The 25,996-nt window shown below is 61.4% G+C and carries 24 protein-coding genes and 1 tRNA gene; 4 read left to right on the forward strand and 21 right to left on the reverse strand.

Features of this window, described 5'->3' with window-relative positions; translation table 11 throughout:
• Positions 1–3: 3 nt before the first annotated feature.
• The 6 genes from JHW44_RS09240 to JHW44_RS09265 are packed head-to-tail and all read right to left on the reverse strand — an operon-like array spanning position 4 to position 4,216.
• Positions 4–462: an arsenate-mycothiol transferase ArsC gene (locus tag JHW44_RS09240; RefSeq protein WP_089344679.1), complete on the reverse strand. Its 459-nt coding sequence runs from the start codon at positions 460–462 to the stop codon at positions 4–6.
• A 3-nt stretch (positions 463–465) separates the two neighbouring features.
• A complete protein-coding gene (locus JHW44_RS09245) occupies positions 466–945 on the reverse strand; it encodes a UPF0262 family protein (RefSeq protein WP_089344678.1) in 480 nt (159 codons plus the stop codon).
• On the reverse strand, positions 942–2,255 hold the full coding sequence (gene hisD / locus JHW44_RS09250) for a histidinol dehydrogenase (protein WP_089344750.1): 1,314 nt from the start codon (positions 2,253–2,255) through the stop codon (positions 942–944). Before hisD ends, JHW44_RS09245 begins: the two co-directional genes overlap by 4 nt.
• A 36-nt stretch (positions 2,256–2,291) precedes the next feature.
• Complete coding sequence (locus tag JHW44_RS09255; RefSeq protein WP_089344677.1) at positions 2,292–2,768, reverse strand: DUF2948 family protein; 477 nt, start codon at positions 2,766–2,768, stop codon at positions 2,292–2,294.
• A complete protein-coding gene (gene murA / locus JHW44_RS09260) occupies positions 2,768–4,045 on the reverse strand; it encodes a UDP-N-acetylglucosamine 1-carboxyvinyltransferase (protein WP_089344676.1) in 1,278 nt (425 codons plus the stop codon). Before murA ends, JHW44_RS09255 begins: the two co-directional genes overlap by 1 nt.
• Positions 4,046–4,216, reverse strand: a complete 171-nt coding sequence (locus tag JHW44_RS09265) for a hypothetical protein (RefSeq protein WP_179217733.1) — start codon at positions 4,214–4,216, stop codon at positions 4,046–4,048.
• 140 nt (positions 4,217–4,356) lie between these two features.
• Between JHW44_RS09265 and JHW44_RS09270 the strand changes: the two genes are divergently transcribed.
• A tRNA-Thr gene (locus tag JHW44_RS09270) sits at positions 4,357–4,431 on the forward strand.
• A gap of 179 nt (positions 4,432–4,610) precedes the next feature.
• Entirely contained in the window at positions 4,611–4,844 is a 234-nt protein-coding gene (locus tag JHW44_RS09275) for a hypothetical protein (RefSeq protein ID WP_143811460.1), read from the forward strand.
• Between the two features lie 453 nt (positions 4,845–5,297).
• Here the strand turns inward: JHW44_RS09275 and JHW44_RS09280 are convergent, their stop codons facing one another.
• The 3 genes from JHW44_RS09280 to JHW44_RS09290 all read right to left on the reverse strand — a co-directional run bounded on the left by JHW44_RS09280 (position 5,298) and on the right by JHW44_RS09290 (position 7,870).
• On the reverse strand, positions 5,298–5,648 hold the full coding sequence (locus tag JHW44_RS09280; RefSeq protein WP_089344673.1) for a cupin domain-containing protein: 351 nt from the start codon (positions 5,646–5,648) through the stop codon (positions 5,298–5,300).
• A gap of 11 nt (positions 5,649–5,659) precedes the next feature.
• On the reverse strand, positions 5,660–6,979 hold the full coding sequence (locus tag JHW44_RS09285; protein ID WP_143811459.1) for an NAD(P)/FAD-dependent oxidoreductase: 1,320 nt from the start codon (positions 6,977–6,979) through the stop codon (positions 5,660–5,662).
• Positions 6,980–7,090: 111 nt separating this feature from the next.
• Positions 7,091–7,870 carry an IclR family transcriptional regulator gene (locus JHW44_RS09290; protein ID WP_089344671.1) on the reverse strand — a complete coding sequence of 260 codons (780 nt, stop codon included), beginning with the start codon at positions 7,868–7,870 and terminating at the stop codon, positions 7,091–7,093.
• Positions 7,871–8,052: 182 nt separating this feature from the next.
• On the opposite strand from JHW44_RS09290, the gene JHW44_RS09295 reads away from it, so the two are divergent.
• A complete protein-coding gene (locus tag JHW44_RS09295) occupies positions 8,053–9,048 on the forward strand; it encodes a dihydroxyacetone kinase subunit DhaK (protein WP_089344670.1) in 996 nt (331 codons plus the stop codon).
• Position 9,049: 1 nt separating this feature from the next.
• Positions 9,050–9,658 carry a dihydroxyacetone kinase subunit L gene (locus JHW44_RS09300; protein WP_089344669.1) on the forward strand — a complete coding sequence of 203 codons (609 nt, stop codon included), beginning with the start codon at positions 9,050–9,052 and terminating at the stop codon, positions 9,656–9,658.
• A gap of 180 nt (positions 9,659–9,838) precedes the next feature.
• Here the strand turns inward: JHW44_RS09300 and JHW44_RS09305 are convergent, their stop codons facing one another.
• From JHW44_RS09305 to JHW44_RS09360, 12 genes are all read right to left on the reverse strand, one after another.
• The gene (locus JHW44_RS09305; RefSeq protein WP_089344668.1) at positions 9,839–11,104 is read right to left on the reverse strand and encodes an ABC transporter permease; all 1,266 of its coding nucleotides are present in this window, start codon (positions 11,102–11,104) and stop codon (positions 9,839–9,841) included.
• The gene (locus JHW44_RS09310; protein WP_089344667.1) at positions 11,101–11,907 is read right to left on the reverse strand and encodes an ABC transporter ATP-binding protein; all 807 of its coding nucleotides are present in this window, start codon (positions 11,905–11,907) and stop codon (positions 11,101–11,103) included. Before JHW44_RS09310 ends, JHW44_RS09305 begins: the two co-directional genes overlap by 4 nt.
• A gap of 115 nt (positions 11,908–12,022) precedes the next feature.
• Entirely contained in the window at positions 12,023–13,030 is a 1,008-nt protein-coding gene (locus JHW44_RS09315; RefSeq protein ID WP_089344666.1) for a taurine ABC transporter substrate-binding protein, read from the reverse strand.
• Between the two features lie 155 nt (positions 13,031–13,185).
• The gene (locus tag JHW44_RS09320; protein WP_179217731.1) at positions 13,186–13,347 is read right to left on the reverse strand and encodes a hypothetical protein; all 162 of its coding nucleotides are present in this window, start codon (positions 13,345–13,347) and stop codon (positions 13,186–13,188) included.
• Positions 13,348–13,408: 61 nt separating this feature from the next.
• Positions 13,409–19,228, reverse strand: a complete 5,820-nt coding sequence (locus JHW44_RS09325; RefSeq protein ID WP_089344665.1) for a DUF3320 domain-containing protein — start codon at positions 19,226–19,228, stop codon at positions 13,409–13,411.
• A gap of 205 nt (positions 19,229–19,433) precedes the next feature.
• On the reverse strand, positions 19,434–20,423 hold the full coding sequence (gene doeB, locus JHW44_RS09330) for a N(2)-acetyl-L-2,4-diaminobutanoate deacetylase DoeB (RefSeq protein ID WP_089344664.1): 990 nt from the start codon (positions 20,421–20,423) through the stop codon (positions 19,434–19,436).
• A complete protein-coding gene (gene doeA, locus JHW44_RS09335) occupies positions 20,420–21,616 on the reverse strand; it encodes an ectoine hydrolase DoeA (RefSeq protein WP_089344663.1) in 1,197 nt (398 codons plus the stop codon). The genes doeB and doeA overlap by 4 nt, the downstream gene beginning before the upstream one ends.
• Positions 21,617–22,585, reverse strand: coding sequence for a cyclodeaminase (locus JHW44_RS09340; RefSeq protein ID WP_089344662.1), 969 nt, complete (start codon positions 22,583–22,585; stop codon positions 21,617–21,619). It abuts the gene before it with no gap.
• On the reverse strand, positions 22,582–23,538 hold the full coding sequence (gene eutB / locus JHW44_RS09345) for a hydroxyectoine utilization dehydratase EutB (protein WP_089344661.1): 957 nt from the start codon (positions 23,536–23,538) through the stop codon (positions 22,582–22,584). Before eutB ends, JHW44_RS09340 begins: the two co-directional genes overlap by 4 nt.
• The gene (locus tag JHW44_RS09350; protein ID WP_089344660.1) at positions 23,532–24,236 is read right to left on the reverse strand and encodes a maleate cis-trans isomerase family protein; all 705 of its coding nucleotides are present in this window, start codon (positions 24,234–24,236) and stop codon (positions 23,532–23,534) included. The genes eutB and JHW44_RS09350 overlap by 7 nt, the downstream gene beginning before the upstream one ends.
• A gap of 18 nt (positions 24,237–24,254) precedes the next feature.
• On the reverse strand, positions 24,255–24,698 hold the full coding sequence (locus JHW44_RS09355) for a universal stress protein (RefSeq protein WP_089344659.1): 444 nt from the start codon (positions 24,696–24,698) through the stop codon (positions 24,255–24,257).
• 10 nt (positions 24,699–24,708) lie between these two features.
• Positions 24,709–25,995 carry a TRAP transporter large permease gene (locus JHW44_RS09360; RefSeq protein ID WP_089344658.1) on the reverse strand — a complete coding sequence of 429 codons (1,287 nt, stop codon included), beginning with the start codon at positions 25,993–25,995 and terminating at the stop codon, positions 24,709–24,711.
• Position 25,996: the final 1 nt, after the last annotated feature.

Consider the following 25,996-nt stretch of genomic DNA (forward strand, 5'->3'; position numbering starts at 1 on the left):
CAATCACTCGGTTGGCGGGCCGAATCTTTCCAGCATCCGTGACTGTATCTGATCACGGGTCTGGCGATAGAGCGCCAGCTTGGCCTCGCGCCCTTCGACAAGCCCGGAAGGGTCCATGATCGGCCAGTATTCGATCTCCAGATGGAACAGCCGGGTCATCTCCAGCGCCTTCCTCTGACTGGCTGGCGACAACGCCACGATCAGGTCGAAGCCGCCAAGATCATCGCCCCACTCCTGCATTTCGTCAAAACTGCGACTGCGGTGGGCATCCAGCTTGACGCCGATCTCCTCGCAGACCGCGACCGCAAAACCGTCGACCTCCATATCGCTCTTGACGCCGGCCGACTGGACATAGGCTGCATGACCATAGAACTTCTTCATCATCCCCTCGGCCATGGGCGAGCGAATGGCGTTATGGTCGCAGCAGAACAGGATCGAATGGGGTATCTTGCCCTGCGGCATGCGTCAGCCCTGCGGTATCAGGGCACAAATCAGGGTGAACAATCGCCGCGCGGTGTCGATGTCCAGCGTGGCCTTGCCTTCCAGCCGTTCCTGCAGCGTTCTTGCACCTTCGTTGTGTATCCCGCGTCTTGCCATGTCGATGGCCTCGATCTGGGCCGGAGGCAGCTTTTTCACCGCGTCGAAATAGCTTTGGCAGATCTGGAAATAATCTTTGACGACCTGGCGGAAGGGCCCCATGGACAGGTGAAACTCTGCAACCTTCTCTTCGGCCTCGGTCGTCAGGTCAAAGACCAGCCGGCCTTCACGGATGCACAGTTGCAGCACGAAAGGCCCTTCGGGGGCTGGCTGGCCATCGCGCCCCGGCAGAGCGAAACTGTTGTCTTCCAGCAGATCGAAGACCGCGACCTTGCGTTCCTGCTCCATTTCCGCCGTTGCCGGAGGCATGGCGGAATCGTCGATCTTGATCAGGGTCAGGCGGCTCATTCGTCATGCCTTTCATTCAACCGGGCCAGACGAGCCTCTACCGAAGCACCATGTGCCTGCAAGCCCTCAGATGCGGCCAGGCGCATTGCGGCCGGTCCGATCGCGGCCAGCGCCCCCGGAGTCAGCCGAGCCATCGTCGTGCGCTTGAGGAAATCCATGACAGACAACCCCGAAGAAAACCGCGCCGAACGCGCCGTCGGCAGCACATGATTGGGTCCGCTGACATAATCGCCCACCGCTTCAGGCGTATGCGCGCCCAGGAAGATCGCGCCGGCATGAATGCAATGCTGCGCCAACGCCTCGGGGTCATCCACGCAAAGCTCCAGATGCTCGGGTGCGATCCGGTTGGACAATGCGGCGGCCTCTTGCAGGTCGCGCACCACGATCACCGTGCCGTAATCGCGCCAGCTTGCGGCAGCAATTTCCGCGCGCGGCAAGGTCGGCAGAATACGCTCGACCGCAGCCGAGACGGCATCGGCCAGCGCGGGATCTGTGGTGATCAGGATCGACTGGGCATCGGCGTCATGTTCGGCCTGTGCCAGCAGGTCCAGCGCCAGCCAGTCCGGATCCTGTTCACCCTGCGCGATGACAAGCACTTCGGAAGGTCCGGCGATCATATCGATCCCGACACGGCCAAAGACCTGACGCTTGGCTGCCGCCACATAGGCGTTTCCGGGTCCGGTGATCTTGTCGACCGGCACGATGGTTTCCGTGCCATAGGCCATCGCCGCGATGGCCTGCGCCCCGCCAATGCGGTAAATCTCGTCCACCCCGGACAATTGCGCGGCCAAAAGCACCAGCGGGTTCAGCACCCCTTCCGGTGTGGGGACACAAACGACCAGGCGCTGCACCCCTGCCACCCGCGCGGGAATGGCATTCATCAGCACCGAAGACGGATAGGCCGCCTGCCCGCCGGGCACGTAAAGCCCCGCCGCCGAAACCGCCGTCCAACGCCAGCCCAATGTCGCACCCGTATCATCGGTCCAGCTGGCGTCCTCGGGCAACTGCCTTTCGTGATAGGCACGAATCCGCGCTGCGGCAAGTTCCAGCGCCGCGCGATCCTCGGGCGAGACGGTCGCGACCTCGCGGGCGATTTCCTCGGCCGAGATCTGCAACTGCTCGGGCGTCAGGACCAGGCGGTCGAAACGCGCAGTCAGATCGCAAAGGACCTGATCGCCACCCTTGCGGATGTCGGAAATGATTCCGGCAACCGCATCATTGACATCAACGGAATCCTCGCGCTTGGCCGACAGCATGTCGGTGAAACGTGCTTCGAAATCGGCATCTGCGGTATTCAGCGTGACCGGCATGGCTGTCCCATCCTTGTTCATATCTTCGAACACCCCTTACGCGGGATGGTTCGGAACCTTGCCCGATGGCGCAAGATAAGGCTTGGTCACGTCGCGGATGTCCAGATTGATGCATTCCACATCCGCCATCAGCGCGCCATCGCCGGCGAAATCCAATGTGATGCGCCCCGTGCAATCCTCGCCAGCCTGCCAGCCAAGCGCCAGAAGCTCCAGCACGGTATCACCATCGCGATCGATACCGTCACTTTTCAGCGCGGTGACATCATTGATGACCAGCAGGCTGCGAACTCGTTCGAATCCCCGTCCCTCGGCACGGGCGCGATCGACATCCTCCCAGCGGAAGCGATTGATCAACAACGCCAGCCGGCGGGTCTTGGGATCAAAGCTGATTTCGGACGCCGGCAGGATCGCATCCTGAACCAGCGCCGAGACCACCCGAAGATCCTGTTCATCCTCGGCCTTCAGCAAAAGGGGGCGTTCGTCGCCGTCCGCAAAACTTGCGTCCTTGACCATCAGATCTGCTCCTCTTTCACGCGTTCAATATGTGCGCCGACGTCGCGCAGCTTGCGCACGACATGCTCATAGCCACGATCCAGGTGATAGACACGGCTGACCTTCGTCTGGCCTTCGGCAGCCATGCCCGCCAGAATGAGGCTTACCGAGGCGCGAAGATCGGTCGCCATGACCGGCGCACCGCGCAGCTTTTCAACCCCGGTGACCGTGGCATGACCACCATGCACCTCGATCCGGGCACCCATGCGGATCAGTTCCGGCGCATGCATGAAGCGATTTTCAAAGATGGTTTCTTCCAGCACGCTGGTGCCATCGGCGATGCACATCAGCGCCATGAACTGCGCCTGAAGATCGGTCGGGAAACCGGGATAGGGTTGGGTCACCACATCCACGGCCCGCACACGTCCGTTGCGACGCGAGACCTTGATGCCCCGTGGCGTTTCCTCGACGCTGATCCCGGCCTCGTCCAGCTTCTCGCAGAAGGCCGACAACAGGCTGATGCGCCCGCCCAGACATTCGACCTCGCCCCCGCACATGGCAGGCGCCAGCATATAGGTGCCCAGTTCGATCCGATCGGTCACCACGGGATGGGTCGCCCCGTGCAGCGAATCGACGCCCTGAATGGTGATGGTGCTTTCACCCTCGCCCTCGATCTGCGCGCCCATCCGGCGCAGGCACTGCGCGAGATCGACGATCTCGGGTTCGCGCGCGGCATTGTTCAGCACCGTGGTGCCCCGCGCCAGTGTCGCCGCCATCAGCGCATTTTCCGTGGCCCCCACCGAGACCAGGGGGAAATCCACCACCGCGCCGCGCAGCCCGCCCGAAGGCGCCTTGGCATGGACGTAGCCGTCGCGCAGATCCAGTTCGGCACCCATCGCCTCAAGCGCTTTCAGATGCAGATCGACGGGTCTGGCACCGATGGCACAGCCACCGGGCAAGGACACTTCGGCCTGTCCGTCACGCGCCAGCATCGGGCCCAGCACCAGAATAGAGGCCCGCATCTTGCGCACGATGTCATATTCGGCGCGATGACTGGTCAGATCATGGCTGGACATGGCCAGCACCTGACCGTCCTGCAGCGATGTCACCTCGGCCCCGAGGCTTTGGAGCAGCGCGGTCATGGTGCGAATGTCCGAAAGACGCGGCGCATTCGTCAGAGTCAGCGGCTGATCGGTCAGCAATGTGGCAGGCATAAGGGCGAGACAGGCATTCTTTGCGCCCGCAATCGGAATTTCGCCCTTCAGCGGGCCGTTTCCCTGAACGATGATCTGATCCATCTAGCTGTCGTCTCCGCCTGTCTCATTTTCATTCTTGTTGTCCTGATCGGCCTGAGCTGCGCGCGCCCGCGCCTGGGCCTTGCGGCGTTGCAGATTGGCACGCAGGGCCGCACGAAGCCTTTCCTCGCGCGTGGTGCCACCCTTTTGCTTGGTCTTGGATCGATCAGTCATCTGGTTCTGTTATCGCCACGCGGCCCCGCAGTCCAGCAATGCCGCAACATGTTCGGCCAGTTGATGACAGCGGATCGAAAGAAAATTTGAAATTCCCTCTTGCACGTCTCAGCAGCATTGTCTAAACGCCCCTCCACGGCGCTGTGGTAGCTCAGTGGTAGAGCACACCCTTGGTAAGGGTGAGGTCGAGAGTTCAATCCTCTCTCACAGCACCATCATTCATCTTGATCGTGTGACATGTCCCGGGGCCTTGGCCCACTCGGGTCGTGCCGAGACGACCGGCCAGCGGCAATCCATACCGAACCGTTCGATTCGCAACATCGACCGGCCTGGGACATATGCTGCCCGGACCTTTTCCGTCAGGATCACCTGCGCGACAGGGGCCTTTCGCCGCGTGACTGTTCCCCATGCCATGGCCGGCACCGAGGTCGAAGTGGACGGCTTATCGGCGGATATCGCTGCGCGAAACCCGATGGACGGCTCGATCAGGCTGATCGAGAAACAGCTGGAAACCACCGACCACATCCATCTGGGCCAGATCATGACCTATCTGGCTGGGCTGAAGGCACAGAGCGTTCTCTGGATCGCCTCCAGCTTTCGAAAGCCGGAACTGTCCGCCATCCGCTGACCGAGTGAGAATACCGCCGACGGGTTTGCCTTCTTCGCGTTCAAGGCCCGCGTGGCGCGAATCGCAAACAGCCCCTGAATTCCCCTCTTCGAGGTGCTCGAACAGCCGCCCGAGAGCGTCCCCGCCATCAAGGTGGTGCTGTGGATCGGCCAGCAAGCCGCCGGGACCTTCGTCCGGGCGCGCTCTGGCGACGGAGATGACGCATTTGAGGAATGGATCGCCCCACACCTGCCCCGGCTTGAACAGCGACCGGAAAACAACGGTGCGGCGGTTGGAGACGCAAGACTTGCCCGGATTCATCAGGCAAGCCTTGCCGATCCGACAACCTGACCCACCGCGCAGGACCGGCAAGAACATATGCTTGGCCAATCCCTTTCAGCGCCGAATGATATCGTATCACACGGGCCCTGACATCGCGCGGCCTGTCCGGGTCAGATCGAAAGTCTTGCGCCGTCAGTCGACGGCGACGATCACATAGTGTTTGCGAACATATTTCTCGACATGCCAGATCGGCTGCAAACCGTTGTCCATCACGAAGGCATCTCCGGCACGCACGGTGTGGGACTTGCCGTCTGCAGTCTCGATCCGCGCCTCACCTTCAAGAATATGGCAAAATTCGATCTGGTTGTTCATCGGTCCGCGAAACACGCCCGCGGTGCTGTCCCACATGCCGGACTTGAACCGCCCGTCATTGCCGACGAAATGGCTCCAGACCTTCTGCTTCGGCGCTCCCTCGATGATATCTTCTGTGAATTCCTTGTCGAAAGGGGTGACATCCTGCTTTGCAAAATGGATGAACTGCATGGAAATACCTCTTAGCTGAAGCGACGCATGACGCGATCCTGAAACACGGTCGCCCGGTCCAGCATCGACATCGCCGGCGCCATGAGCGGGATGAAGTTGCGCGCCACCCCATGAAAGGACAGCGTTTCGATCGGAGAGACCGGGAACGGCAGATCGTCAACCTTTGCACCCAACGCACGCTGTGCCAGACAGCGCCCCATGACCGATGTCATCGCAATGCCACGCCCGCTGTATCCCAACCCCGCCAGCACACCGGGCGCGGGTTCATGCAGATGCGGCATCAGGTCGGGCGTCACCGCGATCCGGCCCATCCAGGTATAATCCAGAGACGTCCCGGCCAACTGCGGGAACACCGTCAGCAGACCGCTGCGCAACCGGCGATGCCCGCCGAAACTGCCGACCGATTCATTGCTGCCCACACAGCCGAAAATCAGCCGGTTGTCAGCGTCATAACGGCCAAAATAGATCGCCAGCCGGGTATCGGCAAAGGTGACCCGCCCCGGCAGCACGCTGGCCTGAAGTTCGGGGCTGAGAGGGCTGGTCGCCACCGCGATACTGACCATCGGCAGGATCGACCTGCGCAGGCCGGGCCAAAGGGCATCGGTATAACCGTTGGTTGCAAGAACGACCTTCTCGGCGCTCAGCGTGCCACGGTCGGTGCTGACCCGCCACAGCCCCGCACGCCGCTCCATCTGTCTGGCAGGCGCGTTTTCAAACAGTCGCACCCCCAGTGATTTCGCCCGATGGGCAAAGCCGCGCGTCAGTGCCAGCGGTTGGACAAACCCGCCCTTCTCGTGACGCAACGCGAAATCATAGGCTTTCGAACCGATCCGCTCATGCAGGTCAGGTGCCTTGACGACATCGATTGGCGCGCCGGCCTTCTGCCAGGCCGCACCCAGCCGACGCAGCCCGGCGGCAGCCTTGCGGGTGTGGGCTGCCTGATACCAGCCGTTCTGCTCGGCCCCGCAATCAATCCCGAACCGGCGGATATCATCAAACAGATCATCCGCACAGCTGAGGGTCGTGCGGACCAGGCGCTCCGCCTGTGCCTGACCATATTTCGCGGCCAGTTCCTCGGGCGTTGCACGCCAGATCGGGTTGCATTGCCCGCCGCTGCGCCCCGAGGCGCCATAGCCGATATGACGGCTGTCCATGACCGCCACCGAGCTGCCGGCCTCGGCCAGGGTGATGGCGGCGCGCAGGCCGGTCAGACCACCGCCGACGATGACCACATCAAAGCCGCAATCACCGTCCAGAACATCCGTTTGCACCGCTGCCGGCGCCGTCACAGACCACAGGGCCTGATCCTTGGGGTGAGAACCATCGTACATCTCGAACCTCTCGAAGGGCAGGATCACCGCCTTCGGTGATCCGTCATTGCAGTTTTATATTGCAAATATCGAGTTTCACAATGCACAATACGAAACACCCTGCAAGAAAAATCATTCGTCAGGAGTCCCGACCATCAGGCCAAAGCGGGCAGAAACCTCTTTCGTCATCGCCAAAAGCCTGGGGGCCTGCGCCAGAATTTCATCCAGCGACGCATGGCGCAGCGGGCACCACAGGCTGACGCCCGCCAGGATTCGCCGGTCGTAATCCAGGATCGGCGCGGCGATCCCCGCGACCTGCAGGAATTCCTCGCGGTCCGAAATCGCATAGCCGCGTTCCAGCGTCTTCTTCATGTCCGTTTCCAGCGCCGCGCGGGTGGTCAGCGTGGTCTCTGTGAACTTTTCCAGCTCGGCCTGAGCAAAATAGGCATCGCGCTGTTCTTCGGTCATATGCGCCAGGAACAGCTTGCCGACGGCCGTGTTGTGCAGTTCCGATTGCCCGCCCGTCTTGACCGCCAACCGATAGGGATGCGGAATCCGGGTGCGAATAAAGGTGACCGTATGCTCGCTCAGCACCGCAACCGCCACATTCATGCCGGTCTCTTCGCTCAGCTTGATCAGATCCTGATCCTCAAGCAGGCTGATATCCATCTTTTCCCAGGCCGCACGCGCCCAACCAATCAGCCGGGTGCCGACCCCATAGCTTCGGTCGCGATCATCGAACTGCACTAGCTCCTGCCCCATCAGGATCGACAGGATGCGATGGGTCGAGCTTTTGTTGAGTCCGGTAAGATTGGCGATTTCCGTCTGCGTCAGCCGCCCCTTGGTGCGCGCCAGAAGATCCATCACCGCAATGCTTTTTTCTACAATAGAGCTTTGTACTTCCCGAGCCATAATTCCCGTTCTTCTATGTGTTCACCATCGGGGCGGACCCTATCCCGAAAGCATCACCGGGGTGCAGTTGTTTTTCGTGCGTCACGAAAATCTCATATTATCAAACTTTACTTTTACATTGCAAAATTCTGTGAGATAACTGCAGCCATGATTCCGACATCGGTGACAGGAGGACCCGTGGCTTGAAGAAACTGATCAACAAACCCGAAGATTACGTTGACGAAGTGCTGGAGGGCATGGCGCTGGCGCATCCCGAAAGCTTCGTCATAGGTGGCAGCACGGGGCGGATGCTGCACCGCCCCGCGCCGGTTTCCGGCAAGGTCGGAGTCGTGTCTGGCGGCGGATTCGGACATATTCCGGTCTTTGCGGGCTATGTGGGCGAAGGGCTTCTTGACGCCTGCGCAGTGGGCGATGTCTTTGCTTCGCCCGACATGAACCCCATGCTCGAAGCCATCCAATTCGCCGATACCGGCAAGGGTGTTCTCTGCGTCGTCGGAAATTATGGCGGCGACAGGATGAATTTCGACATGGCCTGCGAGATGGCCGAGATGGAGGATATCGCCTGTGCCCGCGTGATCGTCGCCGATGACGTGGCCGCCGCGGGCCCCGAAGAGTCGCACAAGCGGCGCGCCGTGGCCGGCTTCGTTCTGGTCACCAAGGTTGCTGGGGCGGCGGCTGCGGCAGGAAAATCCCTGACCGAGGTCACCGAGCTGGCGCAGCGGGCGGCGGACAATCTGCGCTCGATCGGCGTTGCCCTGACTTCTTGCACCGTGCCGCAGGCCGGCAAGCCCACCTTTCAGATCGCCGATGACGAAATGGAAATCGGCATGGGCATTCATGGCGAACCGGGCGTGCGTCGCGGCAAGCTGCGACCGGTCAATGACATCTGTGATGAGATGATCGACCTGTTGTTGGCGGACAAGCCCATGGCACAGGGCAGTCGAGTGGCGCTGTTGATCAACGGTCTGGGCGCGACACCGGCCGAAGAACTTTATCTGGTGTTCCGCCGCGCCAAGGCGAGGGTCGAGGCTGAAGGTGCCAGGATCGCCTTCCATCTGGTCGGAAATTACGCGACCGCCATGGAAATGGCCGGGGCGTCGATCTCGGTCCTGCATCTGGACGATGCGCTGGAGGAACTGCTGAAGGCCCCCGCATCCAACCCGTTCTGGAAAGCCTGAGATGAATATCACCACTGAAAACCTGCAAACCGCCATCGACAGGATCCAGAACCGGATCGGACCCATTGGCGACGAGATGAACATGCTGGATGGCCAGCTTGGCGATGGCGATCTTGGCGTGACGTTGGTCAATGGGTTCAACAATCTTGCCGAGATACGCGATGATCTGCCCGAGGATCTGGGCAAGGCGCTGTTCAACGCCGCCAAGGCGATCACGGCAGTATCCGGATCCAGCTTTGGCACCTTGATGGCGACGGCACTGATGGCGGCAGGCAAATCGGTCAAGGGAGAAACCAGCGTCGCACTGACCCGCCTGCCCGATCTGCTGGCCAGCGCACAAGAGGCGATGATCGCCCGCGGCGGCGCCAGCCTTGGCGACAAGACCATGCTTGATGTTCTCGACTCCGTCATCGCGGCTCTGCGCGAGGCGGGCGACGATCCCCGCAACATGCAGCAGGCCGCACTCAGCGCGGCGAACAAGACGCTGGATGAATATCGTGGCAAACCCAACAAGGTCGGGCGCGCAAGGGTCTATTCCGAGAAATCCGTCGGGCTGGATGATCCTGGCATGATGGCGGTCAAACGCCTGATCGAATGTCTCGCCGCCTGAAGGCTGCCTGACACAAACGACCAGAGGGGCCGCATCCAGATTGATGCGGCCCCTTTCTTCATGCCCCCCACTAGATCCTTCCGTCCTCCTGCACCCGGCAGGGCCGCGCAAATGCAGCAAGGCCGCACCTGAAGGCGCGGCCTCTGTTCTTTCTGCAATGTGCGATCCGCTGTGCGCGGTTCAGACCTTGCCCTTCCAGGGGACCAGAACCCGCTCGGCCATGCGCATCAGCACGTCGATGGCAAAGCCGATCACGCCGATCATGACGATTCCCATGATCACGATATCGGTGTTCTGGAATTTCGACGCGGTCATGATCATCATGCCCGCGCCCTGTTCGGCGGCGACCAGTTCGGCCGCGACGACAGTGCCCCAGCACACCCCCATAGCTACCCGGGCACCGGTGAATATCTCGGGCAGCGAGTTGGGGATGATCACATGGCGCAAGACCTGCCACTTGCTGGCCCCAAGCGAATAGGCGGCATGCACCTTGGAGATGTTCACGCCGCTGGCGCCGGAACGCGCGGCGATGGCCATGATCCACAACGACGCCAGGAACAGCAGAATGATCTTGCCGCTTTCGCCAATTCCCGCCCAGATGATCACCAACGGGATCAGGGCCAGAGGCGGCACCGGACGCATGAACTCGACAATCGGATCGAACCAGCCGCGAAAGAAATTGCTCAGCCCCATCGCATAGCCCAGGGGAATTCCGACCAGCGAACCCAGCAGAAAGCCCGCCACGACCCGAAACAGCGAATAGCCCAGATGTTCGGACAGCGAGGAATTGCGGAAACCGTCGTGGAGGATCTGCAGGCTGCGCTGCCAGACATCCTCGGGCGCAGGCAGATAAAGCGGCTCCATCTGCCAACCCCGCTCAGGCGCAAAATTCGGCGTGCCCTGGCTGGACAGGGTGACCGAACCATTGGCGACCTTGACGGTCTGCCCCGCCGTGATCGGTTGACCGTCAATCGCGACGATCCGCGCCCCGTCAGCCTTGCCGATCAGGTCATTCTTCTCGACCCGCAGCAGCGCCGAGCGCCATTGCGCGACCGAGGCGACATCATTCAGCACAAAGCCGTCACCGGGATCAACTTCGGGCAGCGACACATCGGCATCCGGCTTGTGAACCACGACGGTCACCGTCGCATCGTCGCGCTGTCCATCCGCTTCGACGGTATAGGTGAAACTGGTGGTGCCGACAAAAGGCGCCGGGGCGTGCAGAAAGGACGGAATCAGGCTTGATCCCGTAAAGACGCCCCACAGCAGAAAGATCGTCAGCACCGACAGGATCCCGGCAGCCCTGTCGGGACGCACCGCGCTTTCATCGCCGAAGGTGACCGTCTTGAGCGAGGTGAAATCACTGGCATGGGCAAATCTGCGCGCCGTGGATATCGCCAGTGCCGCCATGCAAAGCAAGCCGAGGTATATCAAGAGCGGTATCATGCCGCGGCCTCCGAACGTCCCATGATTTCTTCCTCCATGTTCCAGATCATGCTCAGGATTTCTTCGCGTTTCGGTGCGAAATCGGGGTGCTTCTTGACCTCGCGCAGATCGGTCCTGACGCCCATGTCCGCGAAAGGCAGCCGATATTCCGACTGAATGCGCCCGGGGCGCGGCGCCATCACGATCAGTCGCTCTCCCAGCAGCAGCGCCTCTTCCACCGAATGGGTGATCAGGATGATGGTCTTGCCGGTCTCTTTCCACAGCTTGAGCACGAGGCTTTGCATCTTCTCGCGCGTCAGCGCATCAAGCGCCCCCAGCGGTTCATCCATCAGGATGATGTCGGGATCATTGGCCAGGCAGCGCGCCAGCGCCACGCGCTGCTGCATCCCGCCCGACAGTTCATAGGTCGCCTTGTCCTTGAAATCCTTCAGCCCCACCACATCCAGCAGGTGATCGACCTTCTCGCCGATCTCGGCCCTGGGCGCGCCCCGCATCGCCGGACCAAAAGCCACGTTCTCACGCACCGACATCCATTCGAACAGGGCACCTTTCTGAAAGACCATGCCACGTTCGGCGTCGGGCCCGGTGATCTCGTGCCCGTTCAGCCGGATCGAGCCGCTGGTCTGAGCCAGGAAACCGGCGATGATGTTCAACAGGGTGGTCTTGCCGCATCCCGAAGGCCCCAGAATGCTCAGCAACTCTCCGGGCTTCAGCTGCAACGACACGTCCTGCAACGCCTGAACGTAGTTTCCATTGGCCAGATTGAATCGCATCGACACATTGTCGAGTTGTAAACCGCTCATACGCGTTCCTTCAGGCCACGGGGGCCTGTCCATCAATTGTTGCGTTCTCAGGTAAGAAATACGGCACCCGCAGACTTCGACGCCGCATGCGGCGGAAAAACTTGCGGGTGGGGCATCACATTTGTGATGCGGCCTTCAGCGGACCGGTATTGAGGGCATGTTCATAGCTGTCGAGAACATGGTCGATCGCGCCGGTTTCGGCGAAAACCTCGGCGACTTCCTTCATGAAGGGCACAACCCGTCCGCCCAACCAATCCTCGGACAGCTGCTCTTCGGCTTCAGGAAAGGTCATCAGCTCAAGCGAGGCCTTGGCCCCCGCCAGATCCATACCCGAGGCATCGGCCATGGCCTGCAGCATCTCTTCGCTGGCCTCGCCGGAATTATATGTCCGTGCGGCCTCATTCTTGATCGCAAGGAACTTGGTAACGATGTCCTCATGCTCGGCAATGAAATCGGCCGGGGCCGTGGTTGCATCAAAGACCAGAATGCCGATCGCCTCTTTCTCGGCTCCGGTCAGCAGCACATTGCCGTATTCCTTCATCCGGGCAAGGCCGCCGCCATAGCCGCAGGCAAAATCGATGGCCCCTTGCGCCAGCGCCGCTGCGCTGGTGGGCGGGTCCATATCGACGATCTGCAGACTTTCCAGCGGCACCCCGAAATGCTCCATCTGGCGCAGAAAGCCGTGATGCGCCGCTGTTCCCAGGGGCACGGCCACTTTCTTGCCCGCCAGTTCCCCGGCATTGGTCTTGTCGATTTCAAGATCCGAGCGAACCACGCAGTTGTCGGTATCGGAATAATTGACCGCAATATCGATCAGTTGCAGGTCCTGACCGCTGGACACCGCCACGACAAAGGGCGGCACACCCTGGCTCAGTGCGATCTGCACATCGCCCGAAGCCATTGCCGCGCTCATGGCAGTGCCCGTCTCGAAAGAGACCCAGTTAACCTTGACGCCCAATTCTTCCTCGAGCTTGGGGTTGTCCTTGTAGGCCATCACCGGAATCGGCCACTCCGTGTAATAGGCAATGGTGATCTCATCCAGCGGCCCTTCGGCCAGTGCTGGCCAGGCTGCAAGCATGAGTGCAAGGCCGGAAACCAGTCCCATGGTGGTTTTCGCAAGCATTCGGATCTCCTTTGTCGGACATGTAGTTTCATTTTGCAGAAATCGACTTTTATAACGCAAAACTACGTTGAGGATGGTTTTTCCGTCAAGAGATTAATTTGCCCTGCTGCAAGGATGGTCACGACATCAAGCTGCGTAAGGAATCTGAAGCAGGTTCAAGCAGGGCCGGAAATGCGCGCCATCGCCATGCCAAGCCATTGACCTGATTTGAAATATCTGGATGGTTGCAGCGTGATGTCAGCCGCAAGCAGGTGGGCAAGCTGCTGCATCCATGGGGCTGTCCTCTGCCAGTTCATCACTGGCAGAGCGATGTTCATGTGAATGACCGGCCGGTGAATCTGACCGGCGCCGAACCACTATCGGGAAGTCATGATCACCTCAGTCGGGCGCGGTTTCGGCGCGCCAGAGCAGGCATTGATCCAGATAGCTGCGTGCATCTCCGGACAGGCGATGGATACCTGCCAGCCGCGCAAGTTCCAGAACCGGATCCTCGCTGTGGCGCAGATCATCCTCATGCGCATCCATCAGACCCGCGATCTCGGCGCGCGAGATTTCACGCAGGTTGCGATCCAGATCAGGCCGGAATGGGATGCGATAGGCATAGCTGCCCCGCGCCCAGACGAATTCGACACCATCTTCCAGATGGACTTCAGCGCGACCAAGGGCTGCCCTGACCCGCTCGGCAATGCGGCGCCCGGTTCGCTGCCACCCATGCATGGTCGAGATACGTCGCCCCAGCAATGAAATCGGCATCGGACCTTCGGCCTCGACGACCCTGACAACCAGAGCTTCAAGGGTCGGAATATAGGCGGCCTCATGAAAGCGTTCCGGTTCGGGGACGGGTTGCCCGGTATCAGCCTTGCGCCCTTCTCTTTCTGCCGCATTCACCATTCCGGACCGCCCCATGACGACCGCCGGGTCCGGATCTTGCGAATGAGCTTCGGAAACTTCGCCAGCTTCATCGGCCGCGTCAGCCGCTGCGGCTCCACCGGCAAGATTCATCGCGTGATCCGCCCGCGCCGCTGCGCGTTTCCGGCGGTCTTCTTCCAGTGCATCCGTCAGTGCATCATGGATGCGTTCAACGACCGCCGCCGGGTTCTTGAACCAATCCGTCGACCAGATGCGCAGGATCCGCCAGCCAAGGTTTTCCAGCACGGCCTGACGCACCTTGTCCCTGTCTCGCGCCGTGGCCGAGCCATGATAGGTGGCGCCATCACATTCCAGACCAGCCAGATAGACACCGGCGTGATCGGGATGCACGACTCCCAGATCAATGCGGAAACCGGAAACGCCGATTTGCGGGCGCAGCTCCCACCCCTTGGCTTCGATGGCCACCTTGATCGCGGCCTCGAACGGGTTTTCGACCGGACCAAGAGAGCCGTCATCCTGCGCCGGCAGGGCCTCGGGGCCACGCGCGGCGAAATCCAGAAAGCCCTTCAGGTGCTTGACGCCAAGCGACTTGGTGCGGCTCAGGTCGATCTGCTCGGCCCGGACCGATGCAAAGACATGCAGTTCCTGGCGCGCCCGCGTGACCGCGACATTCAGACGCTTTTCGCCGCCATCACCGTTCAACGCCCCGAAGGCCATCGACAGCTTGCCCGCGTGATCGGGACCGAAGGTGATCGAGAACAGCATCACATCCCGCTCATCCCCCTGAATGTTCTCAAGGTTCTTCACGATGACGGGTTCTTCGCGATCCTCCTCGAAGAACCATTCCAGATCGGGATTGCGGCGGCGCTCTTCATCCAGAAGATCAAGGATCAGCCCCTGTTGCTCGGCATTGAAGGTGATCACCCCAAGGGTCGGCCTGTCCTCTTCGGGCAGCGCCAGCCAGTCATTCATCCGTGCGACGCTCATGCGCACAATGGCGCGGGCCTCGTCTTCATTCGTGCGCCCGCGCCCGCGCGCATAGGTGCCGTCAATCTGATGCAGCCGGACCGCCTGCGATGTGGTCGAGGGTGACGGGAAGGTGACAAGCCGGCCGCCGTAGTAATGCCAGTTCGAAAAGGCGATCAGGGATTCGTCGCGGCTGCGATAATGCCAGTTGAGCTGCAAGGTCGGGATCCCGGCGGCGGCGACCTCATCAAGGATCGAGGCCAGATCCTTTTCGCTTTCGGGCAGATCCTCTTCCGAGTCATCGGTGCGGCCAAAGAAATTGGTTGGCGGCAACTGCCTGGGATCGCCCACGATGATGGCCTGCCGTCCGCGTGCAATCGCGCCAATGGCATCCCATGTGGTGATCTGCGAGGCCTCATCGAAGATCACCACGTCAAAGGCGGTCTGTCCCGCCGGCAGATATTGCGCCACTGACAGCGGTGACATCAACACGCAGGGAGCCAGCTTGGTGAAACTGTCGGGCATCTCGGAAATCAATGTCCGGATGGGCATGCTGGGACGGCGCAACCCAAGCTGATGACGCAAGACTCCCAGTTCCGAGCGCCGCGCCACCGCATCCCTGGCGGGCAGACCGTGGCGGATCCGCTGCAGGATCTGACCGGCCGCCATGGCGGTGGCCCGATCATCCAGTGCCCTGAACCTTTCGATCGCATCTTCATGTGACCAATGCGAAAAACCTCTCAGACAGGGTTCGGCATCCATTGCCAGAGGCAGCCACCATTCCGCATAGGCGGCCTCGAACGCCTCGCCAGCGTCGGTCGTGATCTGCCCGGACTCGATGGCTTCGACCAGGGGGCCAAGCCCGGCGGCACAGGCCTGATTGCGCGCACCCATCCATTGGGTCCAGTCCTGCAGATGGCCACGGTTAGACAGGATATTGTCCAGTGTTTCTCCCAGTTCACGCAGTGATATCTGGCCGGTGTCCGCTCCTGCCGTCTGCTGGAAGGCCTGACATTTGGCGCGCCAGCCTTGATAGAGTTCGCGGAACTCGTCGAGCTTGCCGCGCAAGCTGCCGGCATCGCGCCTCGCCAGCGCCTGCGCTGTCTCGCGCCAGAGCGCCTCATCGACGATCTCCCCCGACATCCGCTGCAATGTATCGCGCAGCGCCTTCGCCTCTTGAACCCAGGTCTTCAGGCGGGCTTCATCGGTCTGACATCCCTGAAAGGCCGGACAGCCCTGCAGCGGCACGGCCTCGATCTCGCTGCACAACCGTCTTGCCTGCGACAGCGCAGCCAGATCGCTGGCGGGATCGGCATTGCCGCCCAGCGCATAGGTCTGCAAGAGCTTGCGGACTGCGGATTTTGCAAGGGCCGAGAATGGCCATGTCCTGGTCTGTGCCCGCCGCCAATCGGCATCCATCTGTTCCAGCGGGATGCTGTCCAGTTGATCCATGGGATAGGAAGCCGTCAATCTAGCCACGGCTTCCCGGTATCTCGCCAGAAGCTGCAGCAGGTCATCGACATCCGAGCCTATACGCCCCATGTCACCAGAAAGCGCCCATGTCACATCCTCGCCACTTTCGGGAAAGGCGGCCAGTTCATTCAGCCACTCCAGCCGCTGCACGGTCCCGGTTTCGTCGCGACCCAGACCGCATGGCGCCGTCAATCCCGATGCGGCCTGCATCAACTCACGCGTCGCTGTGCGCAAGACCTCGGCGCGCTCAAGCAGTTCGGCCTGCCAGCCAAAGGACCAGTCGTCCGACCGGATCAGGGGCAGCGGTGGCCGCCCGGCGACAATCTGGTGACAGCGCCCGACGGCTTCGGACAGGCGCTGCAGATGGCGATAGGTCTCGGCGTCATGGGCGTCCTTGTTGTCGAATGACAGGCGGAACGGCATTTGTGCTTTGGCTGCATGACCGACAGCCTGAAAGACGCTGAAGCCCTGCGTGCCCGGGCGATGCAGCGCCGTGACATAGGCATTCAACTGGTCACGCGTAACCGACAGATCGTCCGTCACCTGGATCCATTCACTGTCCGAGGCCTCTCCAGCCCGTTCCCAGCTTCGGCCGAGTTGATCCAGCACCGATCTGCGATCGGATTTGTTGGAATGAAGCTCAAGCACGGCATCGGCCAGGCCATGCGCAGAAAGGCGGCGGTGCACGACATCCAGCGCAGCCGATTTCTCGGCCACGAACAGTACGGTCTTTCCCACCGCCAGACATTGCGCAATGATATTGGCGATGGTCTGGCTTTTCCCGGTGCCCGGCGGCCCGATCAGCACGAAATCATGTCCCTCTTGCGCGGCCAGAACCGCGGACAGCTGAGAGGAATCTGCCGGAAGCGGCGTGAACAGATCGCGCGGGGCGATGCGACGGTCGACATCAGCGGCGGCAGGCAGGCCCGGATCGCCTTCGGACAGATAGGGTTCGGTCGGGTTGTCGACCAGATGCCGGACCAATGCGCTTTCCCGCAGGCTGTCGGTGCGCGCGACAAGATCCTTCCACATCAGGAATTTGGCGAAGGAAAAGGTCGACATCGCCAGATCCTCGACCACCTCGAAGCCACTGACATCCCTGACCTTGCGGCGCATGATCTCGAAGATGCGCGGCAGGTCATATCCGCAGTCGTCGCGGGGCAGTTCGCCTTCCAGTTCCGGGATACGCAGGTCGAAATCGCGCTTCAGGAATTCCAGCAGGGTGGCATTCATGCGCACGTCATCCTCGTGACGCTCGATCACGAAATCCGACTGGGCCGAGCGGCGCGAGATCTTGACCGGAATCAACAGCAGCGGCGCGCGATAGCCACGCGTGTCATGCTCCGATTTCTTCCAGCGCAGGAAGCCTGCGGCAAGGAACAGGGTATTGGTCCCCCCTTCCTGCATGTCGCTCTTCGCCTTGCGATACAGGGCCAGCAAGCGGTTACTGCTGTCCTTGCCCGTCAGGGGAACCGCGATCTGTCCGCGCGCAAAGGCATCGCGCGCGACCTCTTCCAGAACCCGTGGTTCCTGATTGGCCAGCAGATCGCGCCGCTGCAGCGGATCCTCATCCTTCAGCGACAGGATGGTGAACTTTCCGCCACCGGCGATCTGGTCCTCCAGTGCAGAAACATCCGGGCAGAGGAAGGGCAGCGTCTGCTTCGTGTCGCGAAAGTTCAGCAGCCGGTTGCGCAGCGACAGATCCAGCAGTTTGCTCTGCCACCTGGAGATCCGGTCGGCGGCAGTCGCGGGTTCATCCTCGATCAGGTCTCCGGGCAGAAAGTCGAAGTCCAGCGGTTTGGGCAGCGCCGCCGGGCTGGCCGGAATCTCGGAGACATCAACCTCGGGTTCCACGCGATGCGAGGCCAGAGGGCGGATTCTGGCCGCACGGGCGCGCGAAATATCGACCGCCAGCAGGAATGTATGTTCGTTGCGTTCTGCGACATGTTCCCGCCCCGCCTGCACGGCTTCCTCGAAGCCAATTGTCGGGCGCTTGGTCAGCAATGTCGTCTCGATCGCCACGAATTCCCGGGCCTCGATGGCCTTGCGCACCGTCATCACGTCAGGTTCGGTGACCGATCCGAAGTCGCGCGGCGTCAGCCATACCCCCAGCCAGGCGTGGCCTTCGCAAAACAGGACAACCGGATTGAGTCCCGCGGCCTCGAAACAGCCAGCCAGCAACAAGGCGCTGTCCAGACAGGTCGCCAGCCCCTCGGAACGAATCCGTCCCGGATCGCGGATCTTCTGCCCGCTTTGTTCGAATGACACCGGAGGATAGGCATAGGTCAGCCCCAGGGCGGTGGCCGCCGACCAGATCGCCCCGGCCAGCATCCAGGCCCGGCCCGGATCCCGGGATTGATAGCCGTCAATGGCCCCGCTGTGCCCCGCGCGCTCCAGCAGCCGTCCGGCATCCTTCAGGATTGCCGCCACAACACCGTCATTGGGCGAAACATGGGCTGCCAGCAGGTGAGCCATGTCACCAAGACCGCCCCATTCATCGCGGGCCAGCAACTCGATCTGGCGGTCTTCGCGGAAAATCTCATCTTCGCCACAGCGCGCCGACAGCGTGAGATTGCCGATTTCAGCCTCATTCAAGCCAGCAAGCAGCCCGACATCCAAAGGCATCTCCAGATCGGACAGGATGCGTTCGCTGCCGGGCAGCAGGCGATCCACCATCCAGGTGACCGGCTTGATCACGGCAGGACTGGTCATGACCTGAACTTCAAGGTTTTCCAGCGCATGTTCGCCAGCATTGCGCAGGCAGATATCGTTGACGATGGAAACACCGTTCTGGGCGGACGCAAAGTTCACTTTCGCAGAACTGGCAAAGGACACATTCAGGGCTACGGCGCTGGTCTTGTCGTGTTCAGTAGCTTTTGCGTCGCGCATTGTTCCACCTATGTTCCGATCGGGTCCGATGCACCATAAGCAAAGAGGCGTGTCAATGTGCTCTGCACCGCGACAGGCTACCTTCATCGGGAAAGAGAGAACCTTTTGATGTGGCTGTTCAATTCCGCCCCGACTGAAAACGCCCCGGCACGATAATGCCGGGGCGCTCGGGCGGCAGGCCATGCCCGCCGCAATGGAACCGCAACTAGGCGACCGCGATCACGGCAAGACAATCACCGGTCTGGACAAGGCCGGGGAAATGGCGCGCGGCAATGACCCCATCGCGGTTGGCCAAGACCTGGACGGGTTCGACGCCGGTGCGGTCAGGCGGCCAGATCTGAGCGATCACCTGCCCGGCCTGCACCTGATCCCCCAGGTCGGCCAAGGGCTGCATCAGCCCGTCGCGGGTTGCAAAGTGAAAGCAGTCATCACCCGGCATATCGAGCATCTGCGTGGGACCATCGGTTTCGATCTCGCCCGACAGGATTCCCGCATGGCGCAGGACGTTACGCGCGCCGCGTATCGCGATCCGCGTCGATTTTGCGGTTGCTGTCCCGCCCCCGCCCAGTTCGGTCGTCACGAACATCTTGCCCTGCGTTTCGACCGCAGTATCGAACATGCCGACATTGTCGATCTCGCGCATCATCATCGTATAGGGTGCCGCGAAAGCCTTGACCGCCGCGACACAGGCGGCCTCGTGGCTGGCGTCGTCCTGATAGTGGGCAGCGGCATAGGGCAGGAAGTCCAGCGTCTTGCCACCCGAATGATAGTCCAGCACCAGATCGGCAGCAGGCACCAGCACGTCATGGAAGTAATGGGCAATCTTCTGGGTGACGCTGCCATCCGGCTTGCCCGGAAAGCAGCGGTTCATATTGACCTGATCAATCGGGCTGACCCGTGTGCCGGCCCGAAAGGCGGGGTAATTCATATAAGGCACGATGATGATCCGCCCGGTCACATCTGCCGGATCGGTTTCCCAGGCCAGTGCCTGCAGGGCGACGGGGCCTTCATATTCGTCGCCATGATTGCCCCCGGTCAGCAACGCGGTGGGCCCCCTGCCCCCGACGATGACCGTGATGGGAATCATCACCGACCCCCAAGCACTGTCGTTGCGGCTATAGGGCAGACGCAGAAATCCGTGATGCTTGCCGGGCTGATCCAGCGGAATTGTCGGGGAAATGGGATTGGCAGTCATTCCTTCACCAACATCTTGCGGGGCAGATTGCAGAAAGTTTCCGGTTCGCCATCGGTAATGATGATGGATTCGGTGGTTTCATAACCCCATTCATCCATCCACAGACCGGTCATGAAGTGGAAGGTCATGCCCGGCTTCAGCTCGGTGCGATCACCTCGGCGCAACGACATGGTGCGTTCGCCCCAGTCGGGCGGATAGCTGAGGCCGATGGGATAGCCGGTGCGGTTGTCCTTGACGATTCCATAGCGGTCCAGAACCGTAAAGAAGGCCGCCGCGACATCCTCGCAGGTATTGCCGGCGCGGGCGGCACCCAGACCGGCCTCCATTCCTTCCAGAACCGCCTTCTCGGCATCGAGCATCTCGACCGGCGGCTTGCCCAGAAAGATCGTGCGCGACAGCGGCACGTGATATCGCTGATAGCAGCCCGCGATTTCGAAAAAGGTGCCCTCGCCCGATTTCATCGGCAGGTCGTCCCAGGTCAGATGCGGTGCGGCCGCATCCGGCCCGGATGGCAGCAGCGGCACGATGGCCGGATAGTCGCCGCCATGACCCGACCATTCGTCAAAGCGCAGGCCCGCATCATAGATTTCCGCGACCAGATCGCATTTGCGCATACCGACCTCGACCTTGTCGGCGATGCGCCGGTGCATGCGCTCGACGATACGCGCGGCCTTGCGCATATATTCCAGTTCCTTGTCGGTCTTGACGGCACGCTGCCAGTTCACCAGCCCGGTCGCATCCAGAATCTGGGCGTCGGGCAGACCGTAAACCAGCCGTTCATGGGCCTTGGCCGAATACCAGTAGTTGTCCATCTCGACGCCGATAAAGCCGCGATGCCAGCCACGATCGGCCAACTGCGCCCAGAGGTAGTCCATCGGATGGCGCTCGACCGACTGCACGTAGAAATCGGGATAGCCGATGATGTGGTTATCGCTCATCCAGACCGTGCGCAGCGCCCCCTGGGCATCCTGCCCGCGGCCAAACCAGATCGGCGGCCCCTCCGGGCCGACAATGACGCATTGATGCACATAGAAGGACCAGCCGTCATAGCCTGTCAGCCAGGCCATGTTCGACGGGTCACTGACGATCAGCAGGTCAAGGCCAAGCTTGGCCATGCTGGAACGTGTCTTGCGAAGGCGTTCTTCATACTCGGCAGTTGAAAAACGTTCGGCTGTCCTTTGCAGTTCGGGCATTCAGGGCTCTTTCGAAAACGCGGCAAGCGCGTGGGTGGCAATGGCAGTGTCTTGCACGCCGGTGCCCGTCAGATCCGCAATCGTGATCTGCTCGGGTGAGGTGCGGCCCGGATGGTGGCCGGCGATGATTTGTCCCAGCTCGGGGATATCGGCATCCGCGGCGATCAGCCCAAGCTCCAGCGCGGCGCGCAGTTCGCCCAGCAGGCGCGTCTGGCTGGCCCGGTCGGCCACATAGAGATCGGCGTGATCCAGGCAATGGGGATCAAGTTCGTTCTTGCCGGACTGGTCGCTGCCCATGGCGGTGACATGCTGTCCGGGGCGCAGCCATTCGGCGCGCAGGATCGGATGATGTGCGGGGGTCGTGGTCACGATGATATCCGCCCCGGTGACAGCCTCGGCAGGATCTTCGCTGCATCTGGCCGACAGCATCTCATCCCCCAGTTCCGCGCAAAGCGCCCGGGCCTTGGCCCCGTCGCGCGCCCAGATCGTGACCTCGGAAATCGGCCGCACCAGCCGCAGCGCCTGCAACTGCATTCTGGCCTGCAGCCCTGATCCCATGATCGTGGCGCGTCGGCTGTCGGGGCGCGACAGGTGACGGGCGGCGACACCGCCAGCGGCGGCCGTGCGCAGATCGGTCAGATATCCATTGTCCAGCAGCACCGCCTGAACCCGCCCCGTCCGGGTAGACAGCACCACCATCAGCCCCGAGGTCGAAGGCAGCCCTAGTGACGGATTGTCAAAAAAGCCCGGCGATATCTTGACCGCGAAACCGTCCAGCCCCGGCACATAGGCGGTCTTGACGTCCAGTTCCCCGTTTATGTCGGGCATATGCATCGACAGGATCGGCGGCATGACCACCCCACCTTCGGCAAGACTCGCAAAAGCGGATTCGATCACGCCGATCAGCGCCTCGTCCAGCCCGACCCGTTCTCGCAGTTGATCTTCGGACAGGATCAGAACCTCGCTCATGATCCACTCCTCAGGATATCCGCATGTTGCGCAGCGTCGATATTCCGGCCCGAAAGAATCAGCACCAGCGGCCCGTTCTCCGCGCGCAGCTTGCCCGCAAGAACGGCCCCGGCGCCAACTGCAGCCCCACCTTCGACATATTCACCGTTTTCGCGGAACAGATGCCGGATGCCGCGGGCAATCTCCTCTTCATTCAGCAAGATCAGATCATCCATCAGATCGCGCGTCATCTGGAAGGTCAGGCGGTTCTTCAGACCAATACCGCCACCCAGGCTGTCGGCAAGCGTGGGCAGTTCCTCGACCTCGACGGGATGACCCGCCGCCAGACTGGCCGCCATGGCCGCGCCACGCTCCATGCTGATACCGATGATGCGCAGATCGGGGCGGCGCGATTTGGCCGCCAGCGCCACACCCGACAGCAGGCCACCGCCCGACAGGGGAATGGCGATGCTGGCGGCATCGGGGATTTCATCAAGAATTTCAAAGCCAAGCGTTCCCTGCCCGGCAATCACGTCGGAGTGGTCAAAGGGCGGGATCAGGGCAAAGCCCTCGTCGCGCTTCAGACGGCGCGCCTCTTGAAAGGCCTCGTCCTGGCTTGCCCCAATGATACGCGCCTCGGCGCCAAGCGCGGCGATGGCATCCAGCTTGTTTTGCGGCACAAGACGGGACACGCAAATCACCGCAGGCAGTTTCAATTGCCGCGCGGCATAGGCAAGGGCGCGACCGTGATTGCCCGTCGAAGCAGTCGTGACACCGGCCACATCGCCAAGCCGCGCCGAGGCATTCGCCGCCCCGCGCAACTTGAAAGAGCCTGTCTCTTGCAAATGTTCGCATTTCAGCCAGACCTCGCCCCCCGCGATCGCGGACAGGGCGGGCGCGGGGCGCAGCGGCGTCGGGCGAATGATGGTTTCGATCCGCTGCGCCGCTGCGCGGATATCATCAGGCGTCACCATGTCCGGACCTCGAACAGACGACCGGGGCCACTTGCCGGAATTTGCGCGACATCCAGCATCGACCAGAACAGCGCCAGATTCGAGCTGACCACCGGCTTGCCAAGGCGCTGCTCGATCCGGTCGATCAGGGAAACGGCAGGCAAGGCCGTGCAGGAAATGAACAATGCCTCGGCATCGGGATGATTGGCCTCGACGGCAAAATTCACGATCTCATCGGCGGGCAGCAGGGCCATGTCGCGATCATCGGCATAATTCATTGAATGACGGGCGACGACCTTGAAGCCATGTTCCTCGAAGTGATCGCCAACCAGATCGGTCGTGGCGTGAAGATAGGGGGTCATCAGCGCGATCCTGTCGATGCCCATGGCAGTAAAGCCGCGCATCGCTGCCGCCATCGGAGTGGCAATCGGGGCGCGGTCGCCTATGGCGTGCTGCACACCATCGCCCAGCACCGCCGAGGCCGAGGTGCAGCCAAAGGCGATGCCCTTCAACTCGACATCCGGAACCAACAGGGCTGCGGCGGCCCGCAAGCGGGGACCGGTGTTTCGCAGGTTTTCCTCGGTGGTCGGATTGTCAAAGGCGATCCGCGTGACATGCAGACGTGCGTCATCGGGCAACAGACGGGCCGCGTCGGCCTCGATCGTCAGGTCGGTCGCTAGGGCGATCAGCCCGAAACGGTTCAGATTGTCGCGCCACATCGGTGTTGAGCCCTTTCTTCAGACGACCAGAACAGGACAATGGGCAAGCCCGGTGACCTTGTGACTGACCGATCCCAGCAAATAGTTTTCCGTCGCCCCAAGTCCGCGCGACCCCAGCACGATCAGGTCACATTCCTTTTCCTTGGCCATCGAGACGATCGTCCTTGCCGGTTGCCCGGCCTTGATGAAGGCCGAGACCTTTTCCACACCCGCGTCGCGGGCATGGCTCTTGGCATAATCGGCCGCGTCACGGGCGGTCTGACGCATGGTTGCATCCAGATTGCCGCCCGGATCGGTGTTGCCGCGCACCATCGACAGCGATGCTTCCAGCATCGAATGATGGCGATAGACGGTCAGGATGATCAGATGGGCGTCACACATCCTGGCCAGTTCGGTCGCCTTCACCAGCGCCATTTCGGCCCCGTTCGATCCGTCATAGGGAACAAGAATCCGTTCAAACATGGGTCATTCCTTATTTCGAGAAGGCCAGATCACGCAGGAACAGGGCAATCTGCGGAAAGAAGATCAGCAGGACGGCCACGCTCAGCAGCATGAAGATGAAGGGCGGCGTCCCTTTGACAACCTCGACATAGGGTCGTTTGAACACGGCAATGGCGGTAAAGATGTCGCAGCCAAAGGGTGGCGTCGCGCTGCCAATGGCGACCTGCAGGGTGATGATCGTCCCGACCAGAACCGGGTCCAGGCCAACCGCATTCACCACCGGCGCAAAGATCGGGACGAAGATCAGGATCACCACGATCGGGTCCACGAACATGCAGCCCACGAAGAAGGCGATCGAGATCGTGAACAGCACGCCATAGGGGCCCATGTCGTCAATGCCGATTCCCCCCAGAACAGCCTGCGGGATCTGGGCAAAGCTGATCACATAGGAAAATGCCGCCCCCGCCCCGACAAGGATAAAGACAACCGCCGTGATCAACCCCGTCGATTTGGCGGTCGAATACAGCTGCGCCATGCTCATCTCGCGGAAAACGATGGTTTCAAGAAAGACGGCATAGATCACACAGGCCGCAGCGGCCTCGGTCGGCGAGAAAATCCCGCCATAGATCCCGCCGATGATGATGACCGGAAAGCCAAGCGGCCACAGCGCACGCTTTACCGCCCGCCCACGATCCGCCCAGCTGGTCTTTTCCTCGACCGGGACATTGTTGCGCACGGCATAGATGTAGGAATAGATCGAAAACATCGCCAGGATCAGCAGCCCCGGCCCGATGCCCGCGATGAACAGCTCGGAAATCGAGGTGCCCGAAACGACGCCATAGATGATCATGCCGATCGAGGGCGGGATCAGGAAGGCGATGTCAGAGGCATTCACGATCAGCGCCAGAATGAAACTGTCGTTATAGCCCGCCTTCAGCATTCGCGGACGCAGTGGGCCGCCCACGGCAACCACGGTTGCCTGGGTCGAACCCGACACCGCGCCGAACAGCGTGCAGGCGGTCGCAGTCGATACCGCAAGCCCGCCCTTGATATGGCCGACAAAGGCCATGACCAGATCGATCAGCCGGTTGGCCGATTGCCCGCGCGTCATGATGTCGGCGGCAAAGATGAACATCGGCACGGCGATCAGGCTGGCTGGACGGATGCCCCCCAGTATCTGCTGCACCATCGTGTCAAGCTGGCCAAGCCCGCCGAACAGCGCGACAAAGCCTATCAACGAACCCGCGATCAGCGGGATCATCATCGGAAAGCCCAGCAGAAGCAGGACGATCATGGATCCGAAAATTGCCCATGCCATG

The sequence above is a fragment of the Paracoccus seriniphilus genome, from assembly GCF_028553745.1.
Classification (GTDB): domain Bacteria; phylum Pseudomonadota; class Alphaproteobacteria; order Rhodobacterales; family Rhodobacteraceae; genus Paracoccus; species Paracoccus seriniphilus.